The organism is Nocardioides sp. Z38_18, assembly GCF_058215695.1.
In genome coordinates, this window is the sequence record NZ_JBZAJE010000003.1 from 228,550 (window position 1) to 250,682 (window position 22,133).

Below are 22,133 nucleotides of genomic sequence, written 5' to 3' on the forward strand. Positions count from 1 at the left end.
ACGTGACTGCGATGACCGAACAGACAGACCTCGCGGCGATCGACGTCGACTGTTCACCTGGTGACGCCGAGGCTCCTGCTCCGGTAGGTCCCCCGGTTAAGTCTGCCCTCGACCAGAAGATCAACGACGTCTTCGGCGGTGCAGTTGTGCGGAAGGACCTGGTCAAGGCCGTCAAGGGCAACGCGATCGTGCCCTCGTTCGTCCTTGAGTATCTCCTCGGCCAGTACGCCGCATCTGATGACGAGGCGACGATCCAGTCCGGCATCGAGAGCGTTCGCAAGATCCTGGCGGACCACTACGTGCACCGGAACCAGTCAGAGCTCATCAAGTCGAACATCCGCGAGAAGGGCCGCTACCGAGTCATCGACAAGGTGCAGGTGCAGCTCAATGAGAAGGACGACACGTACGAGGCCGAGTTCGCCAACCTCGGCATCAAGCAGGTTCTCGTTTCACCGGCGACCATCAAGACCCACCCGAAGCTCCTGGTCGGCGGGGTGTGGTGCATCTGCGACATCGAGTACCAGCACAGTGACAACGCCCGCGTCGTCCCGTGGATTCTCGGATCCATCAAGCCGATCCAACTTTCCAACTTCGACTTTGACGGCTACGTCGCCTCGCGTCGCGAGTTCACCACCGACGAATGGATCGACCTCCTGATTCAGTCGATCGGGTTCAACCCGGAGCTGTTCGGTCGCCGAGCCAAGCTCATCCAGCTGGTGCGCCTGATTCCGTTCGTCGAGCGCAACTACAACCTGGTCGAGCTCGGCCCGAAGGGCACCGGCAAGTCACACATCTTCTCGGAGTTCTCACCCCACGGCATGCTGATCTCTGGCGGGGAGGTCACGGTCCCAAAGCTCTTCGTGAACAACTCCAATGGCCGTCTCGGCCTCGTCGGCTACTGGGACGTCGTCGCCTTCGACGAGTTCGCGGGCAAGAAGAAGCGCACCGACAAGGCGCTCGTTGACATCATGAAGAACTACATGGCGAACAAGTCGTTCTCCCGTGGTGTCGAGACCCTGGGTGCGGAGGCGTCGATGGTCTTCGTTGGCAACACGTCGCACAACGTGCCGTACATGCTCAAGCACTCCGACCTGTTCGACGAGCTGCCCGAGAGCTATCACGACTCCGCCTACCTCGACCGCCTGCACTGCTACATCCCGGGCTGGGAGGTCGACACGATTCGCAGCGAGATGTTCTCCGACGGCTACGGGTTCGTCGTCGACTACATCGCTGAGGTGCTGAAGTCGATGCGCGACGCCGACTTCTCCGACCGCTACCAGCAGCACTTCACGCTCGGATCGGACATCTCCACCCGCGACCGCGACGGAATCCACAAGACGTTCTCGGGTCTGATGAAGATCATCTACCCGCATGGCGAGGCCACGAGGGAGCAGATCGAGGAGATCCTCCGTTTCGCCGTCGAGGGCCGCAAACGCGTCAAGGACCAGATCCTGCGGATCGACTCGACGATGGCCGAGGTCAAGTTCGGATACTCCGACAAGGACGGCGAATGGCGTGCCGTTACGACGCTTGAGGAGGACGAGTACCCGGCGTACTACCACCAGCGGAGTGGCGAGACTGGTGGCGAGGTGACGACCGACGGTGGCTCTGTCGTCGACGCGGCGGCTACGGCTGCGGCGGTCGAGGTAGCGCCCAAGCCCGAGCCGCTGTTCGAGGGGCACCGCGACTTCCAGGAGAACCAGCGTGGCGTCTCCTACGAGACGCTGCTGCTGCCGTACCTCCGTGGGGCTACAGACATCAGGATCGTCGACCCCTACATCCGTCTGCCGCACCAAGGACGCAACCTTGTCGATCTGCTCGCGCTAGTCGCCTCGGTCAAGGACCCGGCCGACGAGATCGCCGTCAAGCTCGTGACCAAGGAAGACAAGGGCGACTTCCAGCAGCAGCACCTCCTGATGCTCAAGGACATCCGGGATGGTTCGGCTTCAGTCGGCATCAAGTTCAACGTCGAGTGGGACGAGACCATCCACGACCGATCGATCACTACCGACAACGGTTGGAAGATCCTGCTCGGACGCGGGCTCGACATCTTCCAAAAGGGCTCGGGGAGTCAGTACGACATGGGGGCCCGCCGACAGGAGTTCCGCCAGGTCGTCGCCTTCGGCGTGACCTACATGAGGGAGTCGAACGAGTGACTCCTGGGCGATCGGCAACTTGCGCTGAAGGCAAGCTCGGGGGGCCGCGGTGAGAATCATCGATTCGCTCGCGGAGCACTTGGCCAAGTACCTGAAGAGCGAAACAGCGCAGGTGCTCGCAGCCTGGGATGGACAGATCCATGCCAAGGAGCCGAGCCAGATCGAGGTCTACTGCATCCTCGGGTGGCGCGACGTCACCCGGGCTGTATCCGCCAGCCAGATCATCGAGCGGGAGATGCGGCGCGGCGGTCGGGCATACCGTGATGCGTACGGATCAGGTAGCCACGCCGATGGCCTCTTCTCTTCGCCTGAGTGGCTCCTCCAGCAGTTGGTGGAGTTCCCTCAGCCTCTTCACACAAATCAGTCCGGGCTGGACATCATCGAGGTTTCCGGACCGCCCCTGGCACTGCGTTTGATGCCGACAGAGGACACCCGCGATGCTCTCGCCAACGCAGGGGCCTCGCAGGTTGGCTACACAATGGCCGCCTTCGGCAAGCCGTTCACGATCGAGTGGATCACCGGTCGTAGCTTCCGCTCTTCAGATCTCGACCTTGCGGCCGTTGTCGAGTTCGCGACGCGTAGGCGTCCCGCATTCGAGGTGACGAACGAGGTTGGCCTGCGAGCTGATGACCTGGAGAAGACGTACTACCAGTCGGTCTCGAGCCCACCTCCCGACGAACATCTCGGCTTCGAGGTTCATCTCGTTGTCCAGAGAGTCTGCGCACCCCAAGTCGACCTGATACATGCGTGGTATTGATGCGCCCGCCCGTACCCGAACCGCTCTCCGGCAAGCGGATGAAGCTGCGCTACGCCGGGATCTGTCGCCTGTGCGGCACGGAGCTGCCCGCCCGGACCGACGCGATCTACGAGCGGTCGACCAAGACCGTTCGCTGTATCGAGTGCCATTCGCTCCCTGCTGATGCCACTGCACTCTCGGCAGAGCAGGGCCCGGTCGTTCCTGTCCCCGAAGATGCGGGAGTCGCTGGATCGTCTGCTCGACGTGAGTACGAACGTCGCAAGGCCAAGGACGAGGAACGGCTTCGCCGGAAGTGGGGCAAGCTCAGCGGGATCGCAGTGGCGCTCTCCGACGAGAAGCAGAGCACGAAGGCATGAGCGACGGGTGCGGTCGGGGAGGAGCAATTGGGTGCGCGACTCGACTCGCTGGTGTCAGAGTCGATCGCGGTCCTGCGCGACCGGCGCGTCCCTGGAACGAAGGCAAACATCGACCACATCGCGGTCACGGCGGCTGGCATCTGGGTTATCGACGCCAAGAGATACAAGGGCAAGCCGAGTTGCGGATCGAAGGCGGCATCCTGCGGCCGAGAGTCGAGAGGTTGCTGGTTGGTCGACGTGACTGCACCAAGCTCGTCGACGGCGTCCTCAAGCAGGTCGAACTCGTCAGGGATGTCGTCGGCGAGGTGCCCGTGACCGGCGCACTGTGCTTCGTCGAGGCTGACTGGCCGCTGATCGGCGGAGCGTTCACCACGCGAAGTGTCCACGCGCTGTGGCCAAAGCGGCTCGCCAAGCTGCTTACCGAGGCCGACGGCTCAGTCGAAGTGGCCTCTGTCCGCGAGCGACTCACGGCCCACTTCAAGCCTGCCTGACATCCAGGTCGACGTTTGGACGAGGTCGAGCCGGTGGACGGGCGCGGTGGGAATGAGCCGGCGCCTCACGAGGCGAGTCAAGGCGCGCTCCAAGAGGCTCGGGGGCGTGCGACGGTACGAGATATCCATGACGGCCCCTACATCCCGTGTGCGGGCCGCACCGCGTCCTGCGGGGCGGTCGTACGGGTCGGGGCGAGCGCTTCTGTGCCGCTATCCGTGGTGAGGGTCTTGGTCGTCTCCCATTCGCGTGGGTGCATGCCGCTCTGGACGGCGGCGGCGACGAGGTCGGCGAGCGCGTAGGGCTTGTCCTTGGGCACCTGGTCCAGGGCGCACCACGCCAGCGCGCCGTGACCACTCAGCCAACTCGCGAACCCGAGCAGTGAGGCCGGTGCTGCTCGGACCTCGTCGGGTGCCCGTTTGGTCATGTCGGTCCACAGCGCGACGTGGGAGCGGGCGTTGCCTCGGTTCATGTCGAGCCAGAGCCGGTCTCGGTTCGGGGTCGACTCGACGGCGACGAGTAGGCGGGCCGCGTCGGCATCGGAGAGCCTGATGCCGTCGCGGTGGAACCGCTGCATCCGGGCGAGCGCCCAGCGGCCCTCCACCTTGGCAGTGCTCTCCCGGACAGCCGCATCCGGGAGCAACGCTGCTATTAGCTCGCGGTCGCCGACAAGCGACTCGGCCAGCGACTCACGGCTCGCGGCCGGCTGGGCGCGTCCGCTGAGCACGGTGGCCGCTGCGACGGTCTCGCGGGCCGCATCGGTGAGCAGCCCCATATCGCCGGTGTCGAGGTCGGCCCACCGGGTCTCGTCGGCCCAGAGCAGGATCGGCGTATCGATGCCGATGTTCCCGAGCCGAGCGGCGAAGTCCTGGCCAACGACGTTCGCCTGCTCGCGGTCGGCGCTGAGGCAGACGATGGCGACGTTGGAGCCGGGCTGGGCGTAGCGCCGGAAGGCATCGCTGATCGAGCCCCAGACGCCTTCGCGGTCACGGGCGGTGGTCGGGATGTCCACACGGGCGACGGGGAGATCGGATTCGAGCGGCAGGAACATGATCGACTCTTCGGGCTGGAAGCCGAGCAGGTGGGGAATGGCCGCGACCAGCTCGTCGGGGGAGTGTATGGAGAGCTTCATGGCCTTCAGGTGTGCTGACCGCGACGCCCGGCCCGGAGTCGCGCACGAACCTGTCCTTGCGCGCGTGTTTGCGATCGTCGGAGCCTGCTGACAGCAGGGCGCGGTTTGGGCGCGCTTTGAGTCGCAACGGCCCGCAACCGGCCCCTGACGCCAGCAACCCCTGAAGTCGGCATCGTTGCAGGTCAGCGGCCACATTTGGCCGCCGATCGCAGTGGAGCGCAAAGATCCGCAATCCCGCGTAGCGTCGCCGGTGTGTTCCCGATGACGCGCCACGTGGAATGCGTCGCGCTGCTGGTGAAGAGCGGCCCTGACCTGCAGGGACTAACAGCTGCCGGGTGTTCGCCCGTCGGGGTCATGGTCACGTTCGGTCGATGACGACGTAGAGCCTGGTGATCTCCTCGTCACGGACGTGGAGCACGTCGCGTCCCGTGGCCAGCGCTGGCCCGTCGGCGACAGCGAGGGTCCATCCGTAGGTGACCAGGTCCTGGCCACCTGAATCGGACCCGACCGGACGATCGTCGCCCCGGGGACCTGGGCCTGGAGACCAGCGATCGCCTGTTCCATGCCGTCATGGCCCCGCAGCCCCGCTCTGGCTCGCCGATGAACACATCGGAGGAGTACACAGAGGCGATGGACTGGGCTCTCCGTGGTCCTGGCGGGGCGTTCCAGGTGTCGAGGTGTGCCGCGACGATGCTCTCGATGGACTTCATGGGATTTCCTTCGCACGCTGGCGGTCGGTCAACAGAGGTGCCGCCAGGTCCGGGACGAGGGTTCCCCTCGGGTCAACGACTTGCTGGCCAAGAGCCCGTTCCGTGGCCGTGGCATCAGGTTGGCGCATGGTGCGGTCGTCTCGCGCCGGTAGAAGTCCCTGATGTCCTCGCCGGTCGTGGGTTGCGTGGGTGATGTCCACGCAGATGGCGAGTGCGCGGAGGGTCAGGGCAAGGAGAGCTCCTTGAGCTGTCTGCGGGAGGTGATTTCGAGCTTGCGGAAGATGCTCCGCAGGTGAGCCTCGATCGTGCGCGGGCTCAGGAACAGCTGTGCGCCGACCTCGCGGGAGGTTGCCCCGGTGGCCACCAGACGCGCGATGTGCAGCTCGTGGGCAGTCAAGGCATCGCTCGCCTGAGCGCGCCGTTTGCGCGGGTGCTCGCCGGTGGCGCGCAGCTCGCGGGCGGCCCGTGCGGCGAACGCCTCCGCGCCCATGTCCATCAGCAGGTCATGGGCGGTCCGGAGCTGTTCGCGGGCGTCCTGGCGGCGCCCTTCGCGGCGTAGCCATTCACCGTAGGCGAGGTGGGCACGAGCAAGATAGCCGCGCATCCGGCTGCTCCCGAGGTGCTTGATCGCGGCACGGTGGTGATCCTCGGCAGACGGTCCGGTGCACATGAGTGCACGTGAGTGCGCCTCCAGCCCCAGCGCCCATGGCGTGCCGCTGACGCGAGCCCAGGCACCGAACTGCTCCATCGCCTCGGTCGCGTGCTCCGGATGTCCCGAACGGACGGACGCCTCGATGAGCTCCGTGAGGCTGGAGCAGACGACCGGCAGCTCACGTGAGGTGCAAGCCAGTGCAGCGGCCTGTTGTGCCACCGCGTAGTTGCCGAGCCCGTTGTGGAGCACCGCCAAGGCGTACTGGACCTGTGAGGCGTCCGCGCTCCCGTCGGGATAGGCGACGTCCTGGGCGGTGCTTGCGCTGAGCGCAGTCGTCGCGGCCTGGTCGCCGCGCCAAGCATCCAGGATGACCTGAGCGTGCGGCAGCCGCACGCCGCCGGTGTCCCGCGTGATCGAGGTCGCTTCGCTCGCGAGCTCGGCGGCTCGGGCGAGCTCGCCCATCAGGACGGAGGTGATCGAGAGGAGGTTCAAGGCTGCGGGGAGCGTCGCCAGCGCACCGGCCTCACGCGCCAGCTGGACGTTGCGGCTGGCGAGGAGGTAGAGCAGCTCGTCGTCGAAAAGCGCCACTGCGGTGCGGCCGGCAAGCCATAGCCAGCGGTCGCTGCGGCGGTCCGGTCCAGGAGCTGCGTACGCGCTGTCACACACCGCCTCGACGGCGCGCCGCAGCAGGGGCGCCCCCGCCTCGTAGCCCCTCGTCAGGCTCGTCGCGAGACCGTCCAGGAGCAGGTCAACGGGGCGTGGTGGCACCTCGGCCGGGGGAGCGGCCAGGGCCGCTTCGGCGATCCGCACCGCGTCTTCGCCGCCGTTCAGGACCGCTGCGTCCATCGCGTGCAGATAGGTCTCTCGGGACAGTGCGGGCTCCGACGGGGCGAGCATCGTGGCTGCCTCGAGCAGCATCCGCGGCACGTCTCTGTCTCGAGTCAGGTGGAACGCGATCCGGGCCTGGAGCAGCTTGAGGCGACCGGCTTCCACCGCGTTCAATGGGCCGGCAGCGGCGACGGTCAGCAGCGCCAAGGCACTCTCGGACGCACCGGCGTCATGCTTGGCCTGGGCGGCTTCCAGCGCACGCCTCGCGCGAGTGGCAGGTTCAGGAGACAGGTCGGCTGCGCGGTGCAGGAACGCGGCTGCAGCGGCCAACCCGCCGCGGCGACGTGCCCGGTCGGCCGAGCGCTCCAGCTCGGCGGCGACGTCCTCGTCCGTGCCCTGTACCGCTTGTGCGCGGTGCCAAGCAAGCCGGTCAGGGTCGGACTCCGGGTCGGTGGCTACCGCCAATGCGTCGTGAGCTCGGCGCTGGTCCGGGGGCGTGGCCGCCTGGTAAACCGCAGAGCGCACGAGGGGATGACGGAAGCGCACTCGGGAGGTGATCTCCACCAGCTCCGCCGCTTCGGCGGGTGCGGCCGCCTCTCGGGCGATGCCCAGGTGGGTGGCCGCGCGCCACAGCAGCTCCGGGTCGCCGGTCGGGTCGGCCGCGGCGACCAGCAGCAGCAACTGGGTCTCGGCCGGCAGGCTGGCCGAGCGGCGTCGGAAACTGTCCTCGATGCGGCGAGGGACGCTCGGTAGATCTGGCAGCTCGAACCCACCTGCCAGGTGTGTGAGCTCGACGCTCCGGGGCAGCTCCAGCAGCGCCAAGGGGTTTCCTCGTGCCTCGGCGACGATCCGGTTGCGTACCCCCTCATCGAGAGGTGCGCGGACCGCGGTGCTCAGCAGCGCGTGCGCGTCGGTCTCCCCGAGCCTGTCCAGGCGCAGCTCGGGCAACCCGTCGAACGGGTGGTTGCCGCCTGCCGCGGAGTCACGCAGCGTGAACACCAGCGCCACACGCTCGGCCGACACCCGTCGCGCAACGAAGGCCAGGACCTGAGCAGACGCCTGATCCAACCACTGCGCATCGTCGATGAGACACAGCAGCGGGGTCTCGTCGGCGGCCTCGGCCAGAAGGTTGAGAATGGCCAGCCCCACGAGGAACCCCTCCGGCGCCGCGCCGCTGCGCTGCCCGAATGCCACGCAGAGGGCGGTCTGCTGTGGATCAGGCAGCTCACTCGCGTGTTCCAGCAGTGGCGCGCACAGCTGGTGCAGGCCGGCGAACGCGAACTGCGCCTCGGACTCCGCCCCGACCGCATGCTCCACCCGGATCCCCGCGGAGGCCGCAGCCTGCCGGGCATGCTCCAGGACCGCGGTCTTCCCGATTCCCGCCTCCCCGCGCATCACGAGGGCCCCGCTGCGACCCACTTGCGCCTCGGCGAGCAGGTGCTCGATCACCTCGCGCTCGGCACGCCGGCCCAAGAGGTCCACCGGTTCGCTCCCGCCTCGTGACGCCAGAGCGCGCCATTATGGCCTACGAAACCGCGCCGGCCGGGACCCTGCCCGTCTTGCGGGACGGCGTCCTGCCGACTCATCGGTGTCCCACCACCTATGCGAAGCGCCACAACCCGCGCGACCCGACTGTCGGCACGGTGGGGTAGGAGGCACTCGACGCCGTACGACGGGGGCAAGGTCGTGCAGGCGTCGTGTGGACCGGATGGGCCCTTTCGAGCGTAGAGACGAAGGCGGTGAACTCAGCGGCTAGGTTCCTCCCATGATCGCTGTCACCGCCTTCGTATCCACGCCAGCCGGTGTCGTCGCGATGACGCGCCGCGTTGAGTGTCTGGCGCCCCGGGTGCGCTGATGGCCGCGATCAGCGACTTCCTCGACCTGGTGGGCCAGCTCGAGGACGTGGCGGTGAAGGACCACACCCGCTACTTCAGGCTCGAGGTGGCCGGGCACACCTTTGGCTACCTCTGGGAGCCCACCCGCACGGTCGGTCTGCGGCAGACCCTCGTCGAGCAGGTGGCACTGGTCGCCGAGCGGCCCGAGGTCTTCGAGGTGCAGTTCACCGCCGGCGGCTTCGGCTGGGTCGTCGTCCACCTCGACGGGGTCGAGCGCGACGAGCTCGCCGAGCTCACCTTCGAGGCCTGGCGCCTCACGGCTCCCCAGTCGCTGGTGGACGACCGCGGAGAGCGCCTCCCTGTCTGACGGCTCTCGACTCCGAACAATCGGCCCGCGACACGCCGTGGTCGAGGCGCGTAACGTTCGGACGACCCTCCCCCTCGGTCACCAGCCGCGGAGCTCACCGATGTCGGGCAGTGGCTCGGCGGACAGACGCGCGTACGCCGCGAAACGTGCCTCGCGCTCCAGAAGGCGCTGATGCAGGTCATCGGTCGGGGGACGCGGTACCCACAGTCGTTCTGCCGCGTCGATGAACTTCGCTCGTCCACGGGCGGCCAACAGCCGCGACACCACGGTCGAGCGGTCCTGCAGATCCATCCCGGTCACGCGGGTGACCTCGAGCCCGACGCGTCGAAGCAGATCCTCCTTCTTCGCGTCCGCGGTCTGCCGCGCTGCCCGGCGGTGGTCGGCGCCGTCGAACTCCACGACCAGGCCGGCCTCCGGGTCGAGCAGGTCCGCGATGCCCAGAAGGTGTCCCGCGAGGTCGTGGATCGGGCAGTTCACCAGCGGTCGGGGCAATCGGGCGTCCAACTCCCACAGCATCCGCAGGCGCACCTCGTTGGGGGAGCGTGAGTGCTCGCAGGCGCGGTCGAGAGCCCACAGCACACGCTTGTCGGGCCGTCCTGGTCGGCGGTCGGCGTACTCCCGCACCAGGCGCACCGAGACCAGATCGGCGGCCAGCATCATGTCGAGCGCGACGACGGACTCTCGGGCGTCCTCGGCCAGCCGGACGGCGTCGTACGCCGCTCGGACGGCGATCACCGTCGCGATGCCATGACGCGGTGCCAGGTCGGCGGGGTCCAACGCGTGGAAGCAGAGTCGGACCTGACCTCCAGAACGGATGTTCCCGTGTGGCCCGACGTTGAGCGGGACCGGGATCAAGGTGGCCCCGTCGGTCTCGAGGCCGTCGAAGAAGTTCGCCCCCAGCAGCCGGCAGGCAGCCCATCCCGTGACTGCACCGCCAGCCGGGAGCCGGACCGACTGCTCCATGATGCGTTGCTCCGGCAGATCGGTACGGGTGTCGGAGGGCACGTAGTAGCCGGGTGACGTGCGGCGCCAGTACTTCCCGGACGCCTGTCTGCGAGTCGGGCCGGTCAGGCCGGTCGGATCGACCCTGACCGGGCGGACGAGGGGGCCGGGATGGGGGGCCTTCGGGTCCCAGCGGTGAGCCATGCCCGAGCGTCTCGCGACCGCGCCGGTCGCGCGAACGGCAGTCCACAGGAGCCGTTCCGAACGATCTGCACCTCGGCCCCGGCGCGTCCGGTGCGGAACGCTCGGAGTCAGAGAACTCGGCTGCGCTGGTCCAGGCCGAGGGAGCCGTAGGGGTAGTCGGTGGCGTGGAGGTCGCTGGCCTCGTCGAGGGCGGCGAGCTCGGCGGGGGAGAGGTCGACCTCGACGGAGCCGAGGTTGTCGTCGAGCTGCTCGAGGGTGCGGGCGCCGAGGATGGTGGAGGTCACGCCGGGGCGGTTGGTCACCCAGGACAGCGCGACCTGGGCCATCGAGGAGCCGCGTGCCTCGGCGACCTCCTGGACCGCGTCGATGATCGCCCAGGTGCGCTCGGTGCCGCGCCGCTCCCAGGCCTCCATCCCGCGGCCCGGGTCCTCACCGAGCCGGGTGGAGCCCGTGGGTCGCTGGTCGCGCCGGTACTTGCCGCTCAGCCAGCCCCCGCCCAGCGGGCTCCACGGGAGCAGGCCCATGCCGGCGTCCAGGGCTGCGGGGACGAGCTCCCACTCGGTCTCGCGCACGATCAGGCTGTACTGCGGCTGCAGCGTCACCGGCTCCACGAGGCCGAGGGCACGCGCGGTGTGCACGGCCTTGGTCAGCTGCCACCCGGTGAAGTTGGACAGGCCGTAGTAGCGGATCTTGCCGGCGCGCACGAACCCGTCGAGGGTGCGCAGGGTCTCGGTGAGCGGGGTCCAGGGGTCCCACGAGTGCACCTGGTAGAGGTCGACCGTATCGGTGCCGAGCCGCCGCAGCGAGTCGTCGAGCGCGCGGGTGAGGTGGCGGCTGGAGAGGCCGACGTCGTTGGGGTCGGTGCCCATCGCGAACCTGCCCTTGGTGGCGAGTACGACGGAGCCGGTCACCTCGGGCGACCGGTCGGCCAGCCACCGACCGATGATCTCCTCGGAGAGGCCCGTTGAGTACACGTCGGCGGTGTCGATCAGGTTGCCGCCCGCCTCGACGAACCGGTCGAGCTGCGCGTGCGCGCCCTCCTCGTCGGTCTCCTTGCCGAAGGTCATCGTGCCCAGGCACAGCTCGGAGACGGCACAGCCACTGTTTCCCAAGGTCCGGTAGCGCATGGCCCCACCATAGGGGCTCGTGGTATCTTGACATCAAGATAAATCCCTGCCAGTCCGAATTAAGGGTTGCCTTGCTTTCCTCGCCCGCCCGGGCGTGGGCAAGATGGGCCTCCGGGCAGGATCGACCGACCGATAGCCGAACAGAGGGAAAAACATGGCGAGCGCGGACAGCTTTGGTGCCAAGGGCACGTTGGACGTCAATGGCAAGTCCTACGAGATCTACCGTCTCGACTCCGTCGAGGGGGACGGCCTGGACGTGAAGTCGCTGCCCTTCAGCCTCAAGGTGCTGCTCGAGAACCTGCTGCGCACCGAGGACGGCGAGGACATCACCGCCGACGACATCAAGGCCCTCGCCGGGTGGGACGCTGACGCGGACCCCGACAAGGAGATCCAGTTCACCCCGGCGCGCGTGATCATGCAGGACTTCACCGGCGTGCCCTGCGTGGTCGACCTGGCCACCATGCGCGAGGCGATGGCCGAGCTCGGTGGGGACCCGTCGCGGATCAACCCGCTGGCCCCGGCCGAGATGGTGATCGACCACTCCGTGATCGCCGACGTCTTCGGCACCCCGGAGGCCTTCGAGCGCAACGTCGAGATCGAGTACGAGCGCAACCGTGAGCGCTACCAGTTCCTGCGCTGGGGCCAGGGCGCCTTCGACGACTTCAAGGTCGTCCCGCCCGGCACCGGCATCGTCCACCAGGTCAACATCGAGCACCTCGCCCGCGTCGTGTTCACCCGCGAGGTCGACGGCGAGCTGACGGCGTACCCCGACACCCTGGTCGGCACCGACTCCCACACCACCATGGTCAACGGCATCGGCGTGGTCGGTTGGGGCGTCGGCGGCATCGAGGCCGAGGCGGCCATGCTCGGCCAGCCGGTCTCCATGCTGATCCCGCGCGTGGTCGGCTTCAAGCTCAACGGCGACCTGCCCGAGGGCGCCACCGCGACCGACCTCGTGCTGACCATCACCGAGATGCTGCGCGAGCACGGCGTGGTCGGCAAGTTCGTGGAGTTCTACGGACCCGGTGTCTCCGCACTCCCGCTGGCCAACCGCGCCACGATCGGCAACATGAGCCCCGAGTTCGGCTCGACCATCGCGGTCTTCCCGATCGACGAGGAGACCACCAAGTACCTCGAGCTGACCGGCCGTGACGCCGAGCAGATCGCGCTCGTGGAGGCCTACGCCAAGGAGCAGGGCCTCTGGCACGACCCCGACGCCGAGCCCCGCTACTCCGAGCGGCTCGAGCTCGACCTCGCCGAGGTCGTCCCGTCGCTCGCCGGACCCAAGCGTCCCCAGGACCGCGTCTCGCTCGTCAACGCCAAGGAGGCCTTCCGCACCTCGCTGGCCGACTACGCCCAGGACGGCGAGGCCGACAGCGACGCCGAGGGCGGCTCGGACAAGGAAGGCGTTCCCGCGCAGGAGAAGCCCGACGGCGCCCGCTCCAAGGTGGACGAGGCCTCCGACGAGTCCTTCCCGTCCAGCGACGCGCCCTCGCACTCCGAGGGTGGCAACGGCTCCGGCCGTCCCGACGACTGGCGCAACCACCCGGCCGGCAGCGGTCACGGTCGTACGTCGAACAAGGCGAAGGTCACCCTCGAGGACGGCACCGAGTTCGAGATCGACCACGGGGCCGTCGCGATCGCGGCGATCACCTCGTGCACCAACACCTCGAACCCGTCGGTGATGATCGGCGCGGCCCTGCTCGCCAAGAACGCCGTCGAGAAGGGCCTGACCACCAAGCCCTGGGTCAAGACCACGCTGGCTCCGGGCTCGAAGGTGGTCTCCGACTACTACGAGCGCGCCGAGCTGACGCCGTACCTCGACAAGCTGGGCTTCAACCTCGTCGGCTACGGCTGCACGACCTGCATCGGCAACTCGGGACCGCTCATCCCCGAGGTCAGCGACGCGGTCAACGAGAACGACCTCGCCGTGGTCTCGGTGCTCTCGGGCAACCGCAACTTCGAGGGCCGGATCAACCCGGACGTGAAGATGAACTACCTGGCCTCCCCGCCGCTGGTGGTCGCCTACGCGCTGGCCGGCTCGATGGACGTCGACCTCTACAACGACCCGCTGGGCACCGACGAGGACGGCAACGACGTCTTCCTCAAGGACATCTGGCCCAGTGCGGCGGAGGTCGAGGAGGTCATTGCCACCGCGATCACCTCGGAGATGTTCACCAAGGACTACGCCGACGTGTTCGCGGGCGACGAGCAGTGGAAGTCGCTGCCCACCCCCGAGGGCGACACCTTCGAGTGGGACCAGGACTCCACCTACGTCCGCAAGCCCCCGTACTTCGACGGCATGCCGGAGGAGCCGGAGCCGGTCGAGGACATCGAGGGCGCCCGCGTGCTGCTCAAGCTGGGTGACTCGGTGACCACCGACCACATCAGCCCGGCCGGCGCGATCAAGAAGGACAGCCCGGCGGGCAAGTACCTCGCCGAGCACGGCGTGGGCCAGCGGGACTTCAACTCCTACGGCTCACGACGCGGCAACCACGAGGTGATGATCCGCGGCACGTTCGCGAACATCCGGCTGCGCAACCAGCTCGCCAAGGGCACCGAGGGCGGGTTCACCCGTGACTTCGCCGGCGATGGCGAGGTGACCACGGTCTTCGAGGCGAGCGAGAAGTACCTCGAGAACGGCACCCCGCTCGTCGTGCTGGCCGGCAAGGAGTACGGCTCCGGGTCCTCGCGTGACTGGGCGGCCAAGGGCACCGCGCTCCTGGGCGTCAAGGCCGTGATCGCGGAGTCCTACGAGCGGATCCACCGCTCGAACCTGATCGGCATGGGCGTGCTGCCGCTGCAGTACCCCGAGGGCGAGACCGCGGAGTCGCTGGGCCTGACCGGCGAGGAGGAGTTCTCCTTCACCGGTGTCACCGAGCTCAACGACGGTCGCATCCCGAAGACCGTCAAGGTCAAGGCGGGCGACGTCGAGTTCGACGCCAAGCTGCGCATCGACACCCCCGGTGAGGCGAAGTACTACCGCAACGGCGGGATCATGCAGTACGTGCTGCGCAACCTGCTCAAGGCCTGACCTTCACACCGACGTCATCGGTCCCGGAGCCCCTGGCCTCCGGGACCGATGGCGTTCGTGCTCCTGCCGGACGCCGGCGCCAGGCTCAGGGCGGCCGCGGCGAACCGCGCGGGGCTGCCCTCGGGGTCCAGCTGTGCGGCGACGCGGCGGGCGCTCCCGGTCATCGAGCGTGCGGTCCGCACCGCCTGGCACAGTGACTCCGCGGTGAGCCGGCTCCTCCGCACCGAGACGCCCGCGCCGCACTCGGTGACCCGTCGGGCGATCTCGGCCTGGTCGCGGCCGAACGGCACCACCACGGTCGGTACGCCGGCGCACGCGGCCTTGGTCACGATGCCCATGCCGCCATGGCAGACCACGGCCGCCGCCTCGGGCAGCACCTGGCTGTGCGGCACGAACCGCTCCGCCCGCACGTTGGCCGCCGCGGGGACCGCGTCGTCCGAGTAGGCGTCGGCCAGGGTGAGCAGCACGCGCACGGGCTCGTCGCGCAGGGCCTCCACGGCGATCCGGGCGAGGTCCTCGTCGCCCTGGTACTCCGTGGAGCAGGTGACCAGGACCCACGGGTCGCCGGGCTCGTCGAGGTACGCCGGCCGGGCGCTGGGTGGGTCCCAGGGCCGGGTGCCGACCAGGTGGATGTTCGCGGGCAGCGGCACCCGTGGGTACTCCAGCGGCTCGCTGGTCAGGGCGATCACCGCTCTCGGCGGCTCGAACTGCTGCATCGGTGACCGGTACGGCGCCAACCCCGCCTCCGCCCGCAGCTCGTTGAGGCCGGGCAGCATCGCCTTGCCGAACACTCGGGCCATCAGCATCCAGCCGAGCCGGTCCCGGACCCGTCCCACGGGACCCCGCATCGGTCGCAGCCCGGGGCCGTACGGCGGGATCCCCGGCGCCTCCACCGGGAGCACCGAGGGCAGCAGCGTGGCCCAGGGCAGCCCGGAGGCCTCGGCCCGGGCCCGCGCGCCATTGGCGTTGACGTCGACCAGCAGCACGTCGGGGCGGTGGGCCTCGATCGCGCGCTCCAGGTCGGGACCGTCGTACCGGCCCCGGGTCATCAGGTCGGCGTGACCGGCCCGCAGCCGGTCGGTGTCCCGGGTGGCCCGGTAGTCGGTGACAGGGATGTCGGTGACCGAGGAGTCGATCGCCGAGGCGTCGACCCCGGCCTCGCGCAGTGTCCCGAGCAGGGCCGGGTTGGTCCTCAGGTGCACCTGGTGGCCCTGGCGCTGCAGCTCGAGCAGGCCCGGGACAAGAGGCAGCGTGTGTCCGAGTGCCGGTGATGCGTAGGCGAGGAATCGGGTCATGGTGCTGCTCCGGTGTCGACGCGAGCCGGGATGCTCGACAATCCATTAGTACGTCGCTATATTCATTTGTGTCAAGACCAAATCAGAGGAGGAGGCCCAGTGGCGCGGCAGTACGCGATGTCGGGACGGGTGGCGGCGATGGAGCGCACCCGCGAGGCGATCCTCGACGCCGCCGTGGAGCTCTTCGAGCCGGCGTGGTTCGACGAGGTCACCCTCGGCGACGTCGCGAAGCGTGCGGGCGTGTCCCAGCAGACGGTGGTGAACCACTTCGGCACCAAGCTGAACCTCTACCTGAGCGGCCTCCGGGAGCGGTTCGGGCCGGCGATCCTGGCGGTGCGGGCGACCGCTGTGCCCGGTGACGTGGCCTCGGTCGTGGACACGGCGGTCCGCGACTACGAGGCGACCGGCGACACCACGATGCGGGTCCTCGGCCTCGCCGGCCGCACCGACGAGCTCCTCGAGGTGGTCGAGCTCGGTCGCCGGTCGCACCGCGAGTGGGTCGAGCACGTGTTCGCCCCCCAGCTCGAGGACTGTGCGGGCCCGGCGCGCGAGCGGTGCGCGCGGTTGCTGGTGACGGTGCTGGACGTCACGACCTGGCACCAGCTGCGTCGTCGGGAAGGCCTGGACGTCGAGGACACCCGCGAGCACCTGCTCGAGCTCGTCGAGGCGGTCCTCGGCCGCTGAGGACCCGGCGGGTCTCGCCACGCCACCGCCCGGTGTTGGCGATCCCCGCCGTCGCTGGAAGTCTGGTCCCATGATCGTCGCGCTCAGCATCAGTCCCGGCGGAAGCCCGCTCGACCACTCGCCGGGCGACCCGTCCGAGGACGACGGCGGTGTCAGCGCGGCCGTGGCCGAGGCGGTCCGAGTCCTGCGGGCCTCAGGCCTGCCCTGCGAGACCAACGCGATGTTCACCAACCTCGAGGGGGAGTGGGACGAGGTGATGGCCGCGGTGAAGCAGGCCGTCGATGTGGTCGCCGCCCGCTACCCACGCGTGGGACTGGTGCTCAAGGCCGACATCAGGCCGGGGTACGACGGACAGCTGAGCGCCAAGGTGCAGCGCGTCGAGGACCACCTGCGCGAGCAGTGAACCACCGAACCAGCACTCGGAGCAGGAGGCAGCATGAGGTCGGAGATCCGCCGCTACCGGACCGGTGACCGCGAGGTCGTCCGGGACATCACCGAGGACTGTGCGGACTTCGTGTCCGGGCAGGGCGACGGGCTGCTCCAGCTGTTCGTGCCGCACGCCACGGCGGGGATCGCGGTGATCGAGACCGGGGCGGGCTCCGACGACGACCTCCTCACCGCGCTGGGCGACCTGCTCCCGGCCGACGACCGGTGGAAGCACCGGCACGGGTCACCGGGGCACGGCCGCTCGCACGTGATGCCGGCGATCGTGCCGCCGTACGCCACCGTCCCGGTGCTCGGCGGGAGCCTCGCGCTGGGGACCTGGCAGAGCATCTGCCTGGTCGACCTCAACGTGGACAACCCCGACCGGCAGGTGCGGCTCTCCTTCCTGGCCGGTTGAGGTGACGCTGGGGGTCAGCGGCGGCGTGGTCGCGCTGGTGGCCGTGGTCGTGCTCCTCGGTGCCTCGATGCAGGGCCTGGTGGGCCTGGGCCTGAACCTCGTCTCCGCCCCGGTCGTCACGATGGTGGCCCCGTCGCTGATGCCCGAGCTGCTCCTGGTGCTCGCGGTGCTGCTCCCGTTCCTCACCCTGGCCCGCGAGCGCGACCAGATCGACTGGCACGGCCTGGGGTGGGTGCTCTCGGCGCGGGTGCCGGGCGTGGCGCTCGGGGTGTTCTTCCTGGCCGCGTTCTCCGACCGCGCGGTCGCCGTCTCCGTGGCGGTGATGGTGCTGGTCGCGGTGCTGCTGACGCTGCGCTCGGTGCAGGTGCCCGTGCGCCCGCTCACCCTGGGGGTCGCCGGCCTGCTCTCGGGCGTGGCCGGGACGGCCACCTCCGTTGGCGGTCCACCGGTCGCGATCCTCTACCAGCACCGGCCCCCGGAGCAGATCCGGGCGACCCTCGCGGTGCTGTTCACCGTCGGCTCCGGAATGAGCCTGGTGGGACTCGGGGTCGGGGGACACCTCGACACCCACGTGCTGCCGCTGGCCCTGCTCCTGACCCCCTGCCTGGTCGTCGGTGCGTGGGCGGGCAACCGGCTGCAGGGCGTGCTGCCGGACCGCCAGGTCAGGTACGCCGTGCTGGCGGTGTGCGCGGCCTCCGCGATCGTCCTGCTCGTCCGCAGCCTGCTGTCCTGACCGATCCGCGGACGGGGGCGGGGGAGTCGGGGGGAGGACAGCCGTTGGTCGAACAGGTGTTCGATCACGGGCTACAGTTGAGGGATGTTCGGACCACCCCCACGCAGGCACGTCCCCGGCCGGGCGAACCCGGTCTCCTCCTCGGGTCGCGCGGTCAGTCCTCCCGGGTGGCCCGGGGAGGTCCGGCCCCCGGGGGCGCCGGACTGGGAGGTCACCGCCACCGCGTGGCTGCTCGACCTGTGCCCGCCGGAGTACCGCGGCTACCCGGCGCTGCGCCGCCACGCCGTGGTGCTGGCCAGGTTCGCGGTGCTGCACGTGGAGGCCTGCCAGGCAGCGGTCAACCGGGGCCTGAGCGAGGCGCGGGGCGGGTTGCGCGAGGTCGCCGAGGGGTCGGTCGTGGACGCGGCGGTGGAGACCTGGCAGCGCGAGTCGGCCCGGCTGCTCGGCGTACGGCGTGCGGTCGGCCTGGTCGAGGAGGCGCTTCGCGGACGGAGATTCGTCGAGCGCCTGTAGCAATCGCTGGCTAGGTTGGCCGCCATGCCACGCATCGCAGTCGTCCTCCTGGTGGATCCTCGCGGCCACGTCCTGCTCCAGCACCGCGACGAGCACGCCCCGCGCGCCGCCAACCAGTGGGGACTGGTCGGCGGCCACGTCGAGGACGGCGAGGACTTCGACACCGCGGTGCACCGCGAGATCCTCGAGGAGACCGGGATCTCCACCGTCCCCGGCGACCTGGAGCTGTGGCAGCAGGCCGAGTTCAGCTACAGCGACGGTCACCGCAGCGACTACCGGGTGTACGCCGGAGGGGTGGACCTGACCGACGACGACATCGTCCTGGGCGAGGGGCGGGCGATCGTGTTCGTCGACCCGGCACGGGCGCTGACCCTCGACCTGGCCGAGTCGCTCGCCCACTTCCTGCCGCTGTTCCTCGACTCCGAGGTCTACCGCCGGCTGCGCGAGCCGGCCGCGGCACCGGCGCCCGCCGCCGCACCGCCCGCGATTCTGCCGCCCGCTGGCCCGCTCAGGAGGCCACTGCGGCGGATCGAGGTGCCGCGGATGGGCGCCGAGGACGTCGTGGTCGACGACGAGGGCAACGCCTGGACCGGGACCGAGGACGGCAGCGTCTTCCGGGTCTCCCCGGAGGGGGAGGCGCGGCAGGTCGGGCACACCGGTGGCCGGCCGCTGGGCCTGGAGCTGCTCGGCGACGGCCGGCTCCTCGTGGCCGACGGGACCAGGGGCCTGCTCGCGATGAGCATGACCACCGGCGTCGTGGAGCAGCTGGTCACCGAGGCCGGCGGACGCCCCCTGCTGGTGTGCAACAACGCTGCCGTCTCGCGGGGCGGCGACATCTGGTTCTCCGACTCGAGCGCGGTCTACCCGCTGCACCGGTGGAAGTCCGACTTCGTGGAGCAGACCCGCACCGGGCGGCTGCTGTGCCGGCGCGCCGACGGGTCCGTGGAGGTGCACCTCGAGGGGCTGGAGTTCGCCAACGGGGTCGCGCTGGCGGCGGACGAGTCGTTCGTGTGCGTGGCCGAGACGGGTGCGCGGACCGTCGTACGCCTGTGGCTGAGCGGCGAGCGTGCCGGCACCACCGACCTGCTCGCGGGCGACCTGCCCGGCTACCCCGACAACGTCTCCCGCGGCACCGATGGATTGGTGTGGGTGACCATCGCCTCACCGGTGGACCCGGTGGTCGAGCTGATCCGGTCCCGCTTCCCGCTGCCGGTGCGCAAGCTGGTGACCAGGCTGCCGGGCTTCCTGCAGCCCGGACCGAAGCGAACGGTGCGGGTCCAGGCCTACGACGACACCGGGAGCCTGGTCCACGACCTCGACGCGGACGCCGGCGAATTCCACATGGTCACCGGGGTCCGGGAGCGCCACGGAGTGATCTGGCTCGCCAGCCTGCACGAGTCCGCGCTGGCGCAGATCACCCTGCCGGGGTCCGGCGTCTAGACTCAATCGGTCAGCTGTCATCGCCTGCGAAGGAGCACCATGGGTCACCTCGAGCACATCACAGGTCCGCAGGACCTGCGCGGGCTCGCCGACCACCAGCTCGCCGAGCTGGCCTCGGAGATCCGGGACGAGCTGATCCGGACCTGTTCGCCGCGGGGCGGCCACCTCGGCCCCAACCTGGGGGTCGTCGAGCTGACGATGGCCATCCACCGCGTCTTCGACTCACCTCGCGACCGCGTCGTCTTCGACACCGGCCACCAGGCCTACGTGCACAAGATGCTCACGGGCCGCGCCGACCGCTTCGACAGCCTGCGCACCGAGGGCGGCCTCTCCGGCTACCCCAGCCGCGCCGAGTCCGACCACGACGTCGTGGAGAACTCGCACGCCTCGACCTCGCTGTCCTACGCCGACGGGCTGGCCAAGGCCTACGCCATCCGGGGTGAGGACCGCCACGTCGTGGCCGTGATCGGCGACGGCGCGCTCACCGGCGGGATGGCCTGGGAGGCGCTGAACAACATCGCCGAGGGCCCGCTGAACCGCCACGGCGACCGCCGCCTGGTGATGATCGTCAACGACAACGGCCGCTCCTACATGCCGACCGTCGGCGGCCTCGCCAACCACCTGACGACGCTGCGCACCAACCCGCGCTACGAGCAGCTGCTCGACGTGGTCAAGCGCCGGCTCAACGGGGTGCGCGGCGTCGGTCCGGCCGTCTACGACGCCCTGCACGCGATGAAGAAGGGGATGAAGGACGCGCTCGCGCCGCAGGGCCTCTTCGAGGACCTCGGCCTGAAGTACGTCGGCCCCATCGACGGTCATGACCTCGACGCGCTCGAGCACGCCCTCACCCAGGCCAAGAAGTACGGCGGCCCGGTGATCGTGCACGTGATGACCCGCAAGGGCTTCGGCTACGACCCGGCCGAGCGCCACGAGGCCGACCAGTTCCACCAGATCGGCCCGTTCGACGTGCTCACCGGGGTCGGCAGTCCCAAGGGACGGATCTGGACCGACTTCTTCTCCGAGGAGATGGTCGCCCTCGGCGCCGAGCGCCAGGACCTCGTGGCGATCACCGCGGCGATGCTCTACCCGGTGGGGCTCGACCGGTTCGCTGCGGCGTACCCCGAGCGCACCTTCGACGTCGGCATCGCCGAGCAGCACGCCGTGACCAGCGCGGCCGGGCTGGCCATGGGCGGGCTGCACCCGGTGGTGGCGATCTACGCCACCTTCCTGAACCGCGCCTTCGACCAGGTGCTGATGGACGTGGCCCTGCACGAGTGCGGCGTCACCTTCGTGCTGGACCGCGCCGGGGTCACCGGGGACGACGGCGCCAGCCACAACGGCATGTGGGACATGTCCATCCTCCAGGTGGTGCCGCGGCTGCGGATGTGTGCCCCGCGTGACGGGGCCAGGGCCGGCGAGCTGCTGCGCGAGTGCGTGGCCGTCGACGACGCCCCCACGGTGCTGCGGCTCCCGAAGGGCCCGCCGCCGGCGGACATCGAGGCCGTCGACCGGGTCGGCGGCATGGACGTGCTGGTGCGCGACGGCGCACGCGACGTGCTCATCGTCGGCATCGGCTCGATGGCGGCCGTGTCGGTCGACGTCGCGGCCCGGCTGGCCGACCAGGGGATCGGCGTGACCGTGGTCGATCCGCGCTGGGTCAAGCCCTGGGATCCCGCGATCGTGGAACTCGCGCGTGACCATCGCCTGGTGGTCTGCGTTGAGGACAACGGCAGGGTCGGCGGATGCGGCTCGACGTTGCTGCAGCTGCTCAACGACGAGCAGGTGGATACTCCCTACCGTCAGTACGGCATCCCACAGGAGTTCCTCGACCATGCCAAGCGCGACGCGATCCTCGAGCGCATCGGGCTCACCGCCCAGGCGATCGCGCGCGGCATCGTGGAGGAGGTCACCGCCCAGGACGACACCGGGGGCGGCGCCGATCTCGACCGTGTCCGCCCGGGGGACTCCGCCGAGTAGCAGCCGGGACGCAGCCCGGGGGACCGGGCGACCCAGGAGCCTCGCCGCCTCGTTCACGGTC

At 69.5% G+C, this 22,133-nt stretch carries 18 protein-coding genes and 1 pseudogene; 14 read left to right on the forward strand and 5 right to left on the reverse strand.

Annotated features, from left to right (window positions below; genetic code table 11):
* Positions 1-11: 11 nt before the first annotated feature.
* The 5 genes and pseudogenes from brxL (at position 12) to AC4BGC_RS20425 (ending at position 3,760) form a co-directional block, all read left to right on the forward strand.
* Positions 12-2,156, forward strand: a complete 2,145-nt coding sequence (gene brxL / locus AC4BGC_RS20405; RefSeq protein WP_490557422.1) for a BREX system Lon protease-like protein BrxL — start codon at positions 12-14, stop codon at positions 2,154-2,156.
* A gap of 49 nt (positions 2,157-2,205) precedes the next feature.
* Positions 2,206-2,913: a hypothetical protein gene (locus tag AC4BGC_RS20410; protein WP_490557423.1), complete on the forward strand. Its 708-nt coding sequence runs from the start codon at positions 2,206-2,208 to the stop codon at positions 2,911-2,913.
* Entirely contained in the window at positions 2,904-3,269 is a 366-nt protein-coding gene (locus AC4BGC_RS20415) for a hypothetical protein (protein WP_490557424.1), read from the forward strand. Before AC4BGC_RS20410 ends, AC4BGC_RS20415 begins: the two co-directional genes overlap by 10 nt.
* Before the next feature lie 51 nt (positions 3,270-3,320).
* Positions 3,321-3,389: pseudogene (locus tag AC4BGC_RS20420) on the forward strand (hypothetical protein); the annotation flags it as partial.
* Between the two features lie 59 nt (positions 3,390-3,448).
* Positions 3,449-3,760: a hypothetical protein gene (locus tag AC4BGC_RS20425; protein ID WP_490557607.1), complete on the forward strand. Its 312-nt coding sequence runs from the start codon at positions 3,449-3,451 to the stop codon at positions 3,758-3,760.
* 137 nt (positions 3,761-3,897) lie between these two features.
* On the opposite strand, the gene AC4BGC_RS20430 is transcribed toward AC4BGC_RS20425, so the two are convergent.
* Positions 3,898-4,890, reverse strand: a complete 993-nt coding sequence (locus tag AC4BGC_RS20430; RefSeq protein ID WP_490557425.1) for a DUF4192 domain-containing protein — start codon at positions 4,888-4,890, stop codon at positions 3,898-3,900.
* Positions 4,891-5,823: 933 nt separating this feature from the next.
* Positions 5,824-8,562: an ATP-binding protein gene (locus AC4BGC_RS20435; protein ID WP_490557426.1), complete on the reverse strand. Its 2,739-nt coding sequence runs from the start codon at positions 8,560-8,562 to the stop codon at positions 5,824-5,826.
* A 372-nt stretch (positions 8,563-8,934) separates the two neighbouring features.
* Between AC4BGC_RS20435 and AC4BGC_RS20440 the strand changes: the two genes are divergently transcribed.
* Entirely contained in the window at positions 8,935-9,282 is a 348-nt protein-coding gene (locus tag AC4BGC_RS20440; RefSeq protein ID WP_490557427.1) for an MmcQ/YjbR family DNA-binding protein, read from the forward strand.
* A gap of 78 nt (positions 9,283-9,360) precedes the next feature.
* On the opposite strand, the gene AC4BGC_RS20445 is transcribed toward AC4BGC_RS20440, so the two are convergent.
* Complete coding sequence (locus AC4BGC_RS20445; RefSeq protein ID WP_490557428.1) at positions 9,361-10,428, reverse strand: hypothetical protein; 1,068 nt, start codon at positions 10,426-10,428, stop codon at positions 9,361-9,363.
* Positions 10,429-10,535: 107 nt separating this feature from the next.
* Positions 10,536-11,555 (reverse strand): aldo/keto reductase, encoded by a 1,020-nt coding sequence (locus tag AC4BGC_RS20450; protein ID WP_490557429.1) that lies wholly within the window; start codon positions 11,553-11,555, stop codon positions 10,536-10,538.
* A 154-nt stretch (positions 11,556-11,709) separates the two neighbouring features.
* Here AC4BGC_RS20450 and AC4BGC_RS20455 point away from each other — a divergent pair, with 154 nt between their 5' ends.
* On the forward strand, positions 11,710-14,589 hold the full coding sequence (locus tag AC4BGC_RS20455; RefSeq protein ID WP_490557430.1) for an aconitate hydratase: 2,880 nt from the start codon (positions 11,710-11,712) through the stop codon (positions 14,587-14,589).
* Positions 14,590-14,603: 14 nt separating this feature from the next.
* On the opposite strand, the gene AC4BGC_RS20460 is transcribed toward AC4BGC_RS20455, so the two are convergent.
* Positions 14,604-15,884 (reverse strand): glycosyltransferase, encoded by a 1,281-nt coding sequence (locus tag AC4BGC_RS20460; RefSeq protein WP_490557431.1) that lies wholly within the window; start codon positions 15,882-15,884, stop codon positions 14,604-14,606.
* A gap of 99 nt (positions 15,885-15,983) precedes the next feature.
* On the opposite strand from AC4BGC_RS20460, the gene AC4BGC_RS20465 reads away from it, so the two are divergent.
* The 7 genes from AC4BGC_RS20465 to dxs all read left to right on the forward strand — a co-directional run bounded on the left by AC4BGC_RS20465 (position 15,984) and on the right by dxs (position 22,072).
* A complete protein-coding gene (locus AC4BGC_RS20465; RefSeq protein ID WP_490557432.1) occupies positions 15,984-16,568 on the forward strand; it encodes a TetR/AcrR family transcriptional regulator in 585 nt (194 codons plus the stop codon).
* Between the two features lie 70 nt (positions 16,569-16,638).
* Complete coding sequence (locus AC4BGC_RS20470) at positions 16,639-16,971, forward strand: thiamine-binding protein (RefSeq protein ID WP_490557433.1); 333 nt, start codon at positions 16,639-16,641, stop codon at positions 16,969-16,971.
* A gap of 33 nt (positions 16,972-17,004) precedes the next feature.
* Positions 17,005-17,409: a YjbQ family protein gene (locus AC4BGC_RS20475; RefSeq protein ID WP_490548680.1), complete on the forward strand. Its 405-nt coding sequence runs from the start codon at positions 17,005-17,007 to the stop codon at positions 17,407-17,409.
* A 1-nt stretch (position 17,410) separates the two neighbouring features.
* On the forward strand, positions 17,411-18,142 hold the full coding sequence (locus AC4BGC_RS20480; protein ID WP_490557434.1) for a sulfite exporter TauE/SafE family protein: 732 nt from the start codon (positions 17,411-17,413) through the stop codon (positions 18,140-18,142).
* A gap of 84 nt (positions 18,143-18,226) precedes the next feature.
* Positions 18,227-18,655 carry a hypothetical protein gene (locus AC4BGC_RS20485; RefSeq protein WP_490548682.1) on the forward strand — a complete coding sequence of 143 codons (429 nt, stop codon included), beginning with the start codon at positions 18,227-18,229 and terminating at the stop codon, positions 18,653-18,655.
* 24 nt (positions 18,656-18,679) lie between these two features.
* Positions 18,680-20,095 carry an NUDIX domain-containing protein gene (locus AC4BGC_RS20490; RefSeq protein WP_490557435.1) on the forward strand — a complete coding sequence of 472 codons (1,416 nt, stop codon included), beginning with the start codon at positions 18,680-18,682 and terminating at the stop codon, positions 20,093-20,095.
* 39 nt (positions 20,096-20,134) lie between these two features.
* Positions 20,135-22,072 (forward strand): 1-deoxy-D-xylulose-5-phosphate synthase, encoded by a 1,938-nt coding sequence (gene dxs / locus AC4BGC_RS20495; protein WP_490557436.1) that lies wholly within the window; start codon positions 20,135-20,137, stop codon positions 22,070-22,072.
* Positions 22,073-22,133: the final 61 nt, after the last annotated feature.